This is a genomic window from Streptomyces parvulus (assembly GCF_014648855.1).
Classification (GTDB): domain Bacteria; phylum Actinomycetota; class Actinomycetes; order Streptomycetales; family Streptomycetaceae; genus Streptomyces; species Streptomyces parvulus.
Genome location: NZ_BMRX01000033.1, coordinates 1 through 11,900, shown reverse-complemented (window position 1 = coordinate 11,900; position 11,900 = coordinate 1). Strand labels below are relative to the sequence as shown.

Here is an 11,900-nt window from a genome sequence, read left to right as displayed (position 1 = left end):
GACGCCGTGCGGTTGTGCAACGCGACCGTGTAGCCGTTGCGGGCGAAGTTGCGGGCGAGATTGCGGCCCATGACCGCGAGACCCGTGACGCCGATCTGCGCTGTACTGCTCATGAATGTGACTCCTCAGGCGATGATGTGACGGGCCGTCCCCGTGGTGCGGCCGCGTGCGGCCCCCGACAGGCGCGGCCGGTCACCGAAAGTCGGGACTGTCGGCACGAGTGCGCTTGATCTCGTAGAAGCCCGGTGTGGTCGCGGCGGCGAGTACCCCGTCCCACAGGCGGGCCGCATCCTCGCCCTTGGGCGCGGGGCTCACCACGGGTCCGAAGAAGGCAACCGGATCCGCGGCCGTATCGGGCCCGGGGACGGCGATGATCGGGCTGCCGACGTCCTCGCCGACCAGGGTGACGCCCCTGCGATGGGAAGCCCGCAGGTCTTCGTCGTACCGGTCCCCGTCGCCCGCGTCGGCGAGGTCCACCGGCAGGCCCACCTCGATCAGCGCGGCCTCGAGCGTCTCTCTGTCCTTGGGCCGCTGCTGCACGTGGTAACGGGTCCCCAGAGCCGTGTACAGGGGTTCGAGCGCCTCGGGCCCGTGCCTCAGGCCCGCCGCGGTCAGTACCCTCACCGGCGCCCACGCCTCGCCCATCAGCACGCGGATGCGCTCCGGCAGCTCGTCCATGCGGTTCTCGTTCAGGACGGACAGGCTCATGACGTTCCAGGACACCCGCACCGACCGGACCTCGGCCACTTCCAGCATCCAACGCGAGGTCAGCCAGGTCCACGGACACACGGGATCGAACCAGAACTCGACGGCGCCGGGAGACGCGGGGGCGGTTGCGGCTGTGTTCACGGATAGCTCCAAGGGCTGCTGCAGCCCGGACGGTCGGTTCCACGCCGCTGGGCCGGTCGGCTGGGGTCGTTCCCACACTAGCTTATAGATGACCGGTCAGCTAATTTTGGCCCGCACCGGCCGACATGACGGGGAGAGTGACGGACACTTCCCCCGGATGCCGGAGTCGTCCCCGGCTCGTAATCTGGTCGAATTACGGCGTATCGGGTCAAAACGCTATCCCGCTCCTCGGCGCCGGGCGAGCCGGGGTGCACCCGGGAGGCCCGGTCACCTCGCCGACACCAGCAGGACCGCGGGAACACGAAGGGCGGAAGCGCCATGGCATTCGGGGTGAGTTCCCCCACTGACCAGCAAGTTTCGCAGGCCGAGTTCACGCTGCGCGTCAACGGCGAGGAATACGCCGTGCGGGTCGACACACGAGCGACACTCCTCGACGTGCTGCGGGACAGGCTGGGTCTGACCGGTACCAAGAAGGGTTGCGACCAGGGCGCCTGCGGCGCCTGCACGGTGCACGTCGACGGCAAACGTGTCCTCTCGTGTCTCACCCTCGCCGCTCAGTGCCAGGACCGGCGGGTGACGACGATCGAGGGAGTCGGCGACGGTGCGTCGCCGCATCCCCTGCAGTCCGCCTTCCTTCAGCACGACGGGTTCCAGTGCGGATACTGCACACCGGGACAGATCATGTCCGCCCTCGCTCTGCTGAACGAGGGAAGGGCCGGCTCCGCCGACGAGATCCGCGAGTACATGAGCGGAAACATCTGCCGCTGCGGCGCCTACCAGAACATCGTTTCCGCCATCCAACAGGTAGCTGGTGATCGTGGTGCAGCCCTTTGAGTACGTGCGCGCCGGCGCTGTCGCCGAGGCGATCGGCGAAGCAGGGGCCGTCGGTTCCGCCGCCTATCTCGCCGGCGGAACCACCCAACTCGACCTGATGAAGGACGGGGTCCTGCGGCCCAGCCGTCTGATCGACATCACCCGCCTGCCGCTGGGGGGCATCGAACATCACGAGGACAGGCTGGTCGTCGGCTCGCTGACGACGATGGAGGAACTCGCCGCCGACTCCGTGGTGGGCCGCAGGCTGCCGTTCGTCCGGGAGGCGCTGCTGCGCAGTGCCTCCGTACAACTGCGCAACATGGCCACGATCGGCGGCAACCTGCTGCAACGCACCCGCTGCCGGTACTTCCGCGACCGGACGGTCGCGACCTGCAACAAGAGGGCGCCCGGTTCGGGCTGCGGCGCGATCACGGGCGCGCACCGCACGAGTGCCGTGCTGGGAACGAGCCCTTCGTGCATCGCGACCCACGCCTCCGACCTGGCGGTGACTCTGATCTCCCTCGACGCGACCGTCCACGTGATCGGTGCCGAGGGGAGCCGGGCCGTCCCGCTCACCGGCTTCTACCGCGTACCGGGCGAGGACCCCTCGGTGGAGAACGACCTCCGCCCGGGTGAACTGATCACCGCGATCGAAGTGCCCCTCCTCCCGCCGGAGGCGCGCTCGCACTATCTGAAGGTGCGCGACCGCGCGAGCTACGAGTTCGCGCTGGCCTCCGCGGCCGTGGCCGTCACCATGCGGGGCACCAGGATCGAAGCGGCCCGGGTGGCCCTCGGTGGAGTCGCGACCGTCCCCTGGCGTGCCGTCGAGGCCGAGGCCGTGCTGACCGGGGCGGAGGCGAGCGTCGCGCTGTTCCGGACCGCCGCACACGCCGCGGTGGCGGGCGCCGACCCCCGCCCGCAGAACGCCTTCAAGGTGGAACTGGCCCAGCGAACGCTCATGCGGTCGCTGCGGTCCGTCACGGGAGTGAGCTCATGACGACGCTATCGGGGCCCCAGTTGCTCGGTGCCGCACGCGACCGCGTCGAGGGACCGCTGAAGGTGGCCGGCCGGGCACCGTATCCCAACGACCTCTCCTACCCCGGAATGCTGCACGCCGTCGCCGTGGGCAGCACGATCGGCGCGGGACGGATCTCCGGCATCGACGCCTCGGCGGCCGAGAGCGCCCCGGGCGTGATCTCGGTCCTCACGCACCTGAACGCCGGGCCGCTGCGACGCGCTCCGGTGACACCGTTGGGCGTCTCACCGCCGGCCCCACTGCAGGACGACGTGATCCACCACTACGGCCAGCACGTGGCCGTGGTCGTCGCGCAGACGTTCGAGGAGGCCACGGAGGCCGCCACCCTGGTCCACGTGTCCTACACCCACGAGGAGGCCATCCTCGACCTGGACGATCCGCGCGCGGAGCGCAGGACCAACCCCTGGGGGCGGGACGCGCAGCGGGGTGACGTGGCACAGGGCCTGGCCGCCGCCGACATCGTGGTGGACCGTACCTACCTCACCCGTGACAACACGAACAACCCCATGGGACCGCTCACCACCGTCGCCCGATGGGAGGACGGGGTCCTGTTGATCAACAACTCGACGCAGTGGGCCACCCTCGAACACACCTCGGTCGCCGCGGCCTTCGACCTGCCCCTGGAGGCCGTCAACATCTCGGCACCGTATGTCGGAGGCGGATTCGGGGCGGGCCTGCGCGTCTGGCCGCACGTCGTCCTGACGGCACTGGCCTCCAGGACCACGGGCCGACCCGTCAAGCTGGTCCTCACCCGTCCTCAGATGTTCACCGCCTGCGGACACCGGCCCAAGGGAAAACAGCGGCTTCTGCTCGGTGCGACGAGCGACGGCATGCTGACGGCCATCGATCACGAGGCCCTCACCGCCACGGCGATGGACGACGACAACTTCGAGCCCACGGCCACCGTGTCGGCCGCGGCCTACGCGTGCCCCAACGCGTCCACCCGTGACCAGCAGGCCCGTCTGAACATCCCCGTGCCGAACTCCATGCGCGGGCCCGGTGCGGCCACGGGCAACTACGCGCTCGAGTGCGCCGTCGACGAGCTGGCCGTCGAACTCGGCATGGACCCCTTGGAACTTCGGCTGCGCAACGACGCCACCACGCATCCGCAGCTCGGACTCCCCTGGTCCAGTCGTGCGATGCGCGAGTGCCTCCTGCATGGCGCGGAGCTCTTCGGCTGGTCCCGGCGCACACCGGAAGCCCGGTCGATGCGCGACGGCGACATGCTCGTCGGGTACGGTCTGGCCGCGGTCGGCTATCCGTGGTTCCGGGCACGCTGTGCGGCACGTGCGACGGTGCGCCAGGACGGCACCGCATACGTGTGCAGCGCCGGGACCGAGATCGGGAACGGGGCGTACACGGTCTTCGTGCAGCTCTCGGCGGAGTTGCTGGGCCTCGACGTCGAACGCGTCACCTTCGGACTCGGCGACTCGTCCATGCCCGCGGCTCCGCAGACCGGCGGATCGGGCCTGACCAGCTCGGTGGGCAGTGCAGTCCACGAGGCGTGCCGGCGCCTGGTCGGTGACGTCCTGGCGCTCGTGGCCGAGGACCCCGACTCCCCGTTGTACGGGTGTTCCCCGGAGGACGTCGAGGTCGGTGAGGGTGGCCTGCGCCGCCGTGGCGATCCGACGAGGTGGGAATCCTATGCCGGGATACTCGGCCGCGGCGGACTTTCTGAACTGACGGCCACCGGAGAGAGCACACCGGCCAAGCCGCAGGAGCTGGGGATGGCCCCCGCGGGTGCGTTCGGGGCGAAGTACGTGGAGGTCCAGGTGGATCCGGACCTGGGGCGGCTGCGCGTGGCCCGGGCCGTCTCCGTCATCGACGGAGGCCGCATCCTCAACGAGAAGATGGCGGAGAGCCAGATCATCGGCGGGACGGTCGGCGGCATCGGCATGGGTCTGCTGGAGGAGGCCGTGAGTGACGCCGGGACGGGCCGCGTCGCCAACGCCACGCTCGGGGATTACATCGTTCCGGTCAACGCCGACGTCCCCGACATGCAGGTTGCCTTCGTGGGCGTGCCCGACCCGGCCAACCCCATCGGCACCAAGGGCATCGGAGAGATCGGATTGGTCGGCATTGCTCCGGCGATCGCCAACGCCGTGTACCACGCCACGGGCCGCCGCATCCGCTCCCTGCCCATCACCCTGGACATGCTGCTGTGAACGGAAAAACGGAGGAAGAGACGACGGCGGCACGACTGCGGGCCGCTCTCGTCGGGGCCTGGCGGCTGGCCTCCTACGAGGCCGTCGCCGTCGACGACGGAGAGGTCGTCCACCCGTTCGGGGAGCGCCCCCTGGGGCTGCTCGTGTACACGCCCGACGGCTACATGTCCGCCCAGATCACGGCCCCGGACCGGCCCCGGTTCGACGGGAGCCGCCTGGAAGCGGGCCGACCGGATGAACTGGCCGGCGCTGCCCGTCAGTACCTGGCGTACGCCGGTCCGTTCCACGTTCGCGACGATCGCACGGTGGTTCACCAAGTCGCCCTGAGTCTCTTCCCGAACTGGACGGGCCATGCCCAGCTGCGTGTGGCCCGCATGGCGGGAGAAACCCTGGAACTGGCGCTGACCGAACCGGCGCGCATCTGGGGCCGTACGCGCACTGGCGTGCTCACGTGGCACCGGGCGCAGGCGAACCCCTCTTCTCCGGCGGACGACGACGCACCGCGCGATCCGCCGATGTGATGTCCTCGTATCCCTACCTGGCAGGCTGCCATGACTGAAGAATACGAACGGGCCCGCACGGGCATCTGCCTGGTCGACCCGTACAACGACTTCCTCTCCGAAGGCGGCAAGCTGTGGCCGGCCCTGGAGCATGTGGCGCGCGAGGTCGACCTGCTGAACCACCTGCGCGCCATCGTCGCCGCCGGCCGGGAGGGCGGATTCCAGCTCCTCTTCGTCCCCCACCGCCGCTGGCAGGAGGGTGACTACGACGACTGGGCCTACCCCAACCCGACCCAGGAGGCCGTCCGCCACCGTCACTCCTTCGCGCGGGGGACGTGGGGTGGTGAGTTCCACCCCGATTTCCAGCCCGCCGAGAACGACGTGGTCATCAAGGAGCACTGGGCACAGAGCGGTTTCGCCAACACCGATCTGGACTTCCAGCTCAAGCAGCACGGCATCACACACGTCGTCATCATCGGCCTGCTGGCCAACTCTTGCATCGAGTCCACCGGTCGCTACGCCATGGAGCTCGGCTATCACGTCACCCTCGTCCGTGACGCCACCGCCGCGTTCAAGCCCGAGATGATGCACTCGGCGCACGAACTCAACGGACCCACCTTCGCCCACAGCATCACGACGACCGAGGAACTGCTGCCGGCGCTGAAGAGTACGCGTCAGGAACCGGGCGGGCGGTAGCGGTCCGACGGCCCCGGAAGCGTGCGGCGTGCGGCGTGCGGCAGAGCTCACGCCGGAGGCAGGGCGATCGACTCGGCGAGGGCGCGGACTTCGGCGGACCAGGGTGCCGGCCTCAGCGTGGTGTCGTCGAGGCGCACCGCGGTCCGCGCGCCGTGCGCGTATGTAGTGGCACCGTCGGCGGAGCACACCCTGAAGCCGGCGGTGACCGAGGTGGTTCCGACCTTCTGCGTCCAGAGGTGCACCGCGTACTCACCGCGTCAGGACGGGCAGATCGTGGTCGACGACGGTCCGGGAAGCATGAGGAGTTCGGTCTGCGGAACCGCTCGACCGTCGTCGTCGACGAAGCCGACGTGGACACGACGGCCGTCCCCACGCGTCCGTCGCAGGACCGAGGGGCCGGAAGGCCGCGCGCGGTGGCGGTCGCCCCACTGCTGCAGCGCCAGGAGCACCACCCTCAGTTCCCGGCCGGATTCGGTCAGGTGGTAGCTCTGCCGCGGTCTGCTGCCCGGCTCCCGGTAAGTCCGTGTGCAGAGAACGTCCGCCGCCACCAGAGACTTGAGACGAGCACTGAGCAGGTTGGAGGCAATGCCCAAGGATGCCTCGATCTCGGCGAAGCGATGCCTCCCGGCAAAGATCTCGCGCAGTACGAGGAACGACCAGCGCTCGCCGAGGACCTGCAGGCTGCGCTCGACGGAGCACTCCGGCTCGTCCTCGTCCTGTCCGGACCAGTGCTGCCTGGCAGCCAACACCCACCTCCCGGTCGTGCGGGGCCAGCCACGCCTCCCCCCTCACCACAGCTTTCCGCGAGCCTACCACTTGGCTTGCATTTTGAAATTGAGGTGCCGGTCACCGCTGACTTGTGAATATCAATCCAGGTGTTAGCCTGGCGCAAAGCAGCCACGCAGAGGTCACACGTATCTCTCGCGATGCAAAGGCGCCACTCGAACCGAGCGCCCACGCCCGAGTTGGCGAACGAACGCGCCCGGCCGGGCCCGTTCCCAGCGCGCCGCCACCAACATATGTCGAGCACACGTCCGGCACGGACATGTTCCAAGGGGACAAATCATGGAGATCAGGGGATCAGTCGCCATCGTGACGGGAGCCAATCGCGGCATCGGGCGTGCCTTCGTCCGGGCCCTGCTGGACCAGGGGGCCGATAAGGTGTACGCGGCGGCACGGAACCCGGACGCCGTGACGGACCCGGACGCCGTGCCGCTGCGCCTGGACGTCACCGATCCGGACAGCGTGGCCGCAGCCGCGGAGATCGCGGACGACGTCTCCGTCGTGATCAACAACGCGGGCGTCGGGGGGCCCGGTACCCAGCTCCTGACCGGCTCCTTCGACGGCGCCCGTCAGGCCATGGACGTCAACTACTTCGGCACCTGGGCGGTCGCCAGGGCCTTCGCTCCCGTTCTGGCCCGCAAGGGAGGGGGCGCAGTGGTCAACATGCTGTCGCTGGCCTCCTGGGTGGGCCAGCCCCAGTTCCCCGGCTACGCGGCCTCCAAGGCCGCGCAGTGGTCACTGACGGACGCTCTTCGCAAGGGATTGCATGCCCAGGGCACCCTGGTGGTCGGAGTGCACACGGGATTCGTGGACACCGAGCTCAGCGCCTGGACCGACGCCCCGAAGATCAGTCCTGAGCTGGTGGCCGACCTGACCATGGACGCCATGAAGCACGACCGGCTGGAAGTCCTGGCCGACGAACAGACGCGAGCCGCGAAGGCGGCTCTGTCGGCGCCCGTCAGTAGGCCGTCGGAATTCTGAGACGCCTTCGCTCCCTCCTACCCGGCCGAGTGAATGCCGGATCAGGGAGCCGAGGCGCGACCGCCCTGACGCAGTGTCCTGAACGCCGCTCGAATCTCCCGTGCCAGCAGGTCCGGCTGCTCCCATGCCGCGAAGTGGCCGCCCTTGTCGGCCTCGTTCCAGTGCACGAGGTTGCCGAAGGCCTTCTCGCCCCAGCTGCGGGGCGCGCGGTAGATCTCACCCGGGAAGACCGTGACCGCGACGGGCAGGGTGGGGATGTCGAAGGCGTCGAAGGGGCCGCCGCCCGCTTGCGCACCCTCCCAGTACAACCGCGACGAGGAGGCACCGGTGTTGGTGAACCAGTAGAGCGAGATGGCGTCGAGCATCTCGTCGTAGGTCAGGACCTTTTCCGGCCTGCCACCGGAATCGGTCCATTCCGCGAACTTGTCGTAGTAGTACGCCGCCATCGCGACAGGTGAGTCGGCGAGGGCGTATCCGATGGTCTGCGCACTCTGGTTCATCATCGCGGCGTAACCGAAGCCGTCGCGGTAGAAGTGCAGCAGCCGGTCGTAGGCGGCCTTCTCGCGCTCCGAGAGGCTGGAAGGCGCCGGGTCGAAGTTGCGGAGGTGCCGGAGCACGCCCTGCGGGACCGTTCCGGGCATGTTGACGTGGATGCCCAGGAGTCCCTCCGGACGTCGAACCGCCAGCAGTTCCGAGATGATGGCGCCCCAGTCGCCTCCCTGGGAGACATATCGCTCGTAGCCGAGACGGAGCATGAGGTCGTGGAACGCGCCCGCCACCCGGTCCGGGTTCCACCCCGCGGTGGTCGGCTTTCCCGAGAAGCCGTAGCCGGGCAGTGTGGGAAGGACGAGGTGGAAGGCGTCCTCCGCCCGCCCTCCGTGCGCCGTCGGGTCGGTCAACGGGCCGATGACCTTCAGGAGCTCGATGATCGAGCCGGGCCAGCCGTGCGTCATCAGCAGCGGCAGGGCGTTCGCGTGCGGCGACCGGATGTGCGCGAACTGGATGTCCAGTCCGTCGATCTCGGTGATGAACTGCGGCAGCGCGTTCAGTTCGGCCTCGACCTTGCGCCAGTTGTAGCCGCTGCCCCAGTACTCGACGAGCGGGCGCAGCCGGGCCAGTTGGGCGCCTTGGGACCGGTCGCCGACCGTCTCCTTGTCGGGCCAGCGGGTTTCCCTCACCCGACGTCGGAGTTCGTTGATGTCTCGCTGCGGAACCTTGATCCGAAACGGGCGGACCCCGGGAACGGGCTTCGCCGGGTGTGATGAGGCACCACCGGAGCCGGTTCCTGCCGCCGCGTGGGCCTGCCCGGCCAGCCCGATCTGCGTGGCGGCGACGGCGCCCGCCGCGATGCCGAGGAAGCGACGCCGGCCGGTGTGGCGGCCGAGGCCTTCGGTCGTACTCATCGGGAACTCCTTTTCCCGCTCGTGACACGCGGTGTGCGAGCGATGGGGGAACTGGGCCGGGCGCTCGGTTCGCACCGGGACGGGCGAACGGCTGCCTGACTGGGGGAAGCAACGCAGACCGGGGCCCATCGAGCCGAGGCCTACGAACGGCGCGCGGGGATCACCGTGCTCCTGAGGGGTCGATCCGGCATTGCGATCATTGCATCCACTTAGTCACCGGTCAAGACGGTGACTAAGTGGAACGGCGATGCTCTTTGCTTGACTAAACAAATACATCATGTGAGGCGTGGCTACAAGCGAGGGCAGCCCCCATGCCGGAGGACGCCCCCTATACCTTGGTATAGATGCAACCGGAGCAACGCGGAATGACTGGATCCGGTGCAGCGGTCCGACGTAGGTTGCCTAGTCGTGCACTACAAAACTCCGCACCGGCACGACCGAGCCGTCCTGCGAGACGTGGCGGTGATCGGCGCCTCGGCGGCGGCGACGGCGATCAGCGCTCTGTACGCGGACCGCGCCGACCTGCGGTTGTACCCGCAGCTGCTCACCAGCAGAGGGGTCAACCCCGCGCCCGGGGCGATGAGCCTGTCCCTCAGCGTGCCGGTGCTGTCCGTCCTCCTCTCCTGCTGGCTGCTGTGGTGGCGGCACAGCCGGCCCACGACGGTCGCGGTGATCCTGATCGCACTGTGCACCGTCCTGCCCGTTGCTCCCGCGGCGGCGATCGCCCTCTTCACCGTCGCTTCCCGGTGCGACACCGCGACGACACGCTGGACAACCGCGGCGAGCCTCCTGCCGATTCCGCTGTGCCTCGCGGTGAGAAGGACGTTCGACTCACCGCATATGGCCGCGGCGGTGAGCGGCACCCTGGTGGTGCTCGGGTCGGTGGGCTGGGGCCTCTTCGTACGCACACTGCGCGAGCGCGCGCTGCGGGCCGAACGGGAATCCGAGTGGAACGCGGCAACGGCCCGGCACCGCGAACGGGAGGCCATCGCCCGTGAGATGCACGACGTCCTCGCCCACCGTCTCTCCCTCCTGAGCGTGCACGCCGGAGCGCTGAAGTTCCACCCCCACGCACCGGCCGAGCAGATCCAAGAGGCAGCCGAGGTGGTCGCCGTCAGCGCACGCCGGGCGTTGGAGGATCTGCGTCAGGTCCTCGGCGTTCTGCGCACACCGCTCACTGCCGACGCCACCGATCGTGCCGAACCCCCGCAGCCCACCCTCGGAGATCTGGGGCACCTCATCGCGGAGAACCGAGGGGCGGGCATGGACATCGAGGCGGACGTGCGGCTCACGAGGGCGGAACAGCTCGACGACTTCACCAGCCGCACCGTCTACCGCATCGTCCAGGAAGCCCTGACCAACGCGCGGAAGCACGCCCCCGGCGAGGGGGTACGGGTCGCGCTGACCGGGGCGCCCGGCGAGGGACTCACCCTGGAGATCGTCAACGCCCTCGGCCGAACCCGGGCTCAGGGCGCTCCCAAGGGGGCGGGTCTGGGTCTCATCGGACTGACGGAGCGCGCGGCCCTGGCCGGCGGGCAGCTCACGCATGGCGTGGACGCGGGCAGGCATGCGGTGCGGGCCCGGCTGCCGTGGGACGCGTGAACCCCCCGGAGAGCGCTGTGATCCGCGTACTTCTCGCCGACGACGACGCCCTGGTGCGCGCCGGGCTGCGGATGATGCTGGGAGCCGCGGAGGACATCCTTGTGGTGGCCGAGGCGTCCGACGGCCAGGAGGTACCCGCTCTCGTCGACGAGCACGCTCCCGACCTGGTCCTCATGGACATCCGCATGCCCACCATGGACGGCATCGAGGCCGCACGCCTGCTGCGGGCCCGCCCGGACGCCCCCGAGATCATCATGCTCACCACCTTCACCACCGACAGCTACGTGCTGCGCGCCCTGCAGGCCGGTGCGACGGGATTCCTGCTAAAGCACACCCAGCCCGAGGACATCGTGGCCGCCTTGCGCAGGGCGGCCGACGGCGAAGCGGTACTTTCGCCCGACGCCCTCCACCAGCTCATCGCCACCGTGACCTCGCCCGAGGCGGCCCCAGAGGGTACGTCCCGCACCGGCGTCGGAACGCCGCCGACCGATCCGGAAGGAGAGGAGCACGCCAGGCAGCTGCTGGGCCGGCTCGGCGTCCGGGAGCGTGAAGTGGCCGTCGCCGTGGGTGAGGGGAAGACCAACGCGCAGATCGCCGCCGCTCTCTACATGAGCGTTCCCACGGTCAAGGCGCACGTGTCCCACATCCTGAGCAAACTGGGCCTCAACAACCGCGTGCAGATCGCGCTCCTGGTCTACCGCGGCGGACTGCGGTAGCGCCCGAAGGGTTGGCCCCCGGCCGGCGGACACCCAAAGTCGTTTCCCCTGCCGTCGGTCTCCAGGAGTCCGCCACCTACGGCATTCGGCTCAAGGCCACCCCTTGCGCAGCGCGCATGACAGGCGAGGGACCGTAGACCGCCTAGGCTCACACGGGTGGTCATCCGCCCGCGCGCTCGGAGCAGTCCCCTCGGGAAGGGGGAGCCGGTCGCAAGCCGATGTCATCACCTCCGCCGCCGGTGGCGACACCTGTGCGGCGAACAGCCATGCACCGGTGGCGTGTTCCGGAGCACTCCTCCGTCCACGAAAGGGAAACGAAGATGGATCTGAAGCTCGAAGTCGTGGTGCTGCCCGTC

Annotated in this window: 13 protein-coding genes; 8 read left to right on the top strand and 5 right to left on the bottom strand. The window is 69.3% G+C overall.

Annotation, left to right across the window (positions count from 1 at the left end; genetic code table 11):
• On the bottom strand, positions 1–113 hold a 113-nt coding region (locus tag IE108_RS34345; RefSeq protein WP_189397771.1), incomplete at its 3' end, for an NAD(P)-binding domain-containing protein.
• A gap of 79 nt (positions 114–192) precedes the next feature.
• Entirely contained in the window at positions 193–849 is a 657-nt protein-coding gene (locus IE108_RS34340; protein ID WP_064732349.1) for a mycothiol-dependent nitroreductase Rv2466c family protein, read from the bottom strand.
• A gap of 318 nt (positions 850–1,167) precedes the next feature.
• Here IE108_RS34340 and IE108_RS34335 point away from each other — a divergent pair, with 318 nt between their 5' ends.
• The 5 genes from IE108_RS34335 to IE108_RS34315 are packed head-to-tail and all read left to right on the top strand — an operon-like array spanning position 1,168 to position 6,059.
• Entirely contained in the window at positions 1,168–1,683 is a 516-nt protein-coding gene (locus IE108_RS34335; protein WP_064732348.1) for a (2Fe-2S)-binding protein, read from the top strand.
• On the top strand, positions 1,667–2,659 hold the full coding sequence (locus IE108_RS34330) for an FAD binding domain-containing protein (protein WP_229852745.1): 993 nt from the start codon (positions 1,667–1,669) through the stop codon (positions 2,657–2,659). Before IE108_RS34335 ends, IE108_RS34330 begins: the two co-directional genes overlap by 17 nt.
• Entirely contained in the window at positions 2,656–4,863 is a 2,208-nt protein-coding gene (locus IE108_RS34325; protein WP_064732347.1) for a xanthine dehydrogenase family protein molybdopterin-binding subunit, read from the top strand. The genes IE108_RS34330 and IE108_RS34325 overlap by 4 nt, the downstream gene beginning before the upstream one ends.
• Positions 4,860–5,384, top strand: a complete 525-nt coding sequence (locus tag IE108_RS34320; protein ID WP_064732346.1) for a lipocalin-like domain-containing protein — start codon at positions 4,860–4,862, stop codon at positions 5,382–5,384. Before IE108_RS34325 ends, IE108_RS34320 begins: the two co-directional genes overlap by 4 nt.
• A 30-nt stretch (positions 5,385–5,414) precedes the next feature.
• Positions 5,415–6,059: a cysteine hydrolase family protein gene (locus tag IE108_RS34315; RefSeq protein ID WP_064732345.1), complete on the top strand. Its 645-nt coding sequence runs from the start codon at positions 5,415–5,417 to the stop codon at positions 6,057–6,059.
• A 47-nt stretch (positions 6,060–6,106) separates the two neighbouring features.
• Here IE108_RS34315 and IE108_RS34310 read toward each other — a convergent pair whose 3' ends face one another.
• Entirely contained in the window at positions 6,107–6,301 is a 195-nt protein-coding gene (locus IE108_RS34310) for an acyl-CoA thioesterase family protein (protein ID WP_373297096.1), read from the bottom strand.
• A 15-nt stretch (positions 6,302–6,316) separates the two neighbouring features.
• Entirely contained in the window at positions 6,317–6,805 is a 489-nt protein-coding gene (locus tag IE108_RS34305; RefSeq protein ID WP_064732521.1) for a winged helix-turn-helix transcriptional regulator, read from the bottom strand.
• Positions 6,806–7,124: 319 nt separating this feature from the next.
• On the opposite strand from IE108_RS34305, the gene IE108_RS34300 reads away from it, so the two are divergent.
• Positions 7,125–7,823: an SDR family oxidoreductase gene (locus tag IE108_RS34300; RefSeq protein ID WP_064732344.1), complete on the top strand. Its 699-nt coding sequence runs from the start codon at positions 7,125–7,127 to the stop codon at positions 7,821–7,823.
• Positions 7,824–7,864: 41 nt separating this feature from the next.
• Here the strand turns inward: IE108_RS34300 and IE108_RS34295 are convergent, their stop codons facing one another.
• Positions 7,865–9,226 (bottom strand): epoxide hydrolase family protein, encoded by a 1,362-nt coding sequence (locus tag IE108_RS34295; protein ID WP_064732343.1) that lies wholly within the window; start codon positions 9,224–9,226, stop codon positions 7,865–7,867.
• Positions 9,227–9,634: 408 nt separating this feature from the next.
• Between IE108_RS34295 and IE108_RS34290 the strand changes: the two genes are divergently transcribed.
• Positions 9,635–10,828: a sensor histidine kinase gene (locus tag IE108_RS34290; protein WP_229852743.1), complete on the top strand. Its 1,194-nt coding sequence runs from the start codon at positions 9,635–9,637 to the stop codon at positions 10,826–10,828.
• A 17-nt stretch (positions 10,829–10,845) separates the two neighbouring features.
• A complete protein-coding gene (locus IE108_RS34285; protein ID WP_064732341.1) occupies positions 10,846–11,544 on the top strand; it encodes a response regulator in 699 nt (232 codons plus the stop codon).
• The last annotated feature ends 356 nt before the right edge of the window (positions 11,545–11,900 follow it).

Coding starts and splice junctions, on each gene's coding strand:
- IE108_RS34335 (WP_064732348.1), top strand. CDS start 1,168: ATGGCATTCGGGGTGAGTTCCCCCACTGACCAGCAAGTTTCGCAGGCC.
- IE108_RS34325 (WP_064732347.1), top strand. CDS start 2,656: ATGACGACGCTATCGGGGCCCCAGTTGCTCGGTGCCGCACGCGACCGC.
- IE108_RS34315 (WP_064732345.1), top strand. CDS start 5,415: ATGACTGAAGAATACGAACGGGCCCGCACGGGCATCTGCCTGGTCGAC.
- IE108_RS34300 (WP_064732344.1), top strand. CDS start 7,125: ATGGAGATCAGGGGATCAGTCGCCATCGTGACGGGAGCCAATCGCGGC.
- IE108_RS34295 (WP_064732343.1), bottom strand. CDS start 9,226: ATGAGTACGACCGAAGGCCTCGGCCGCCACACCGGCCGGCGTCGCTTC.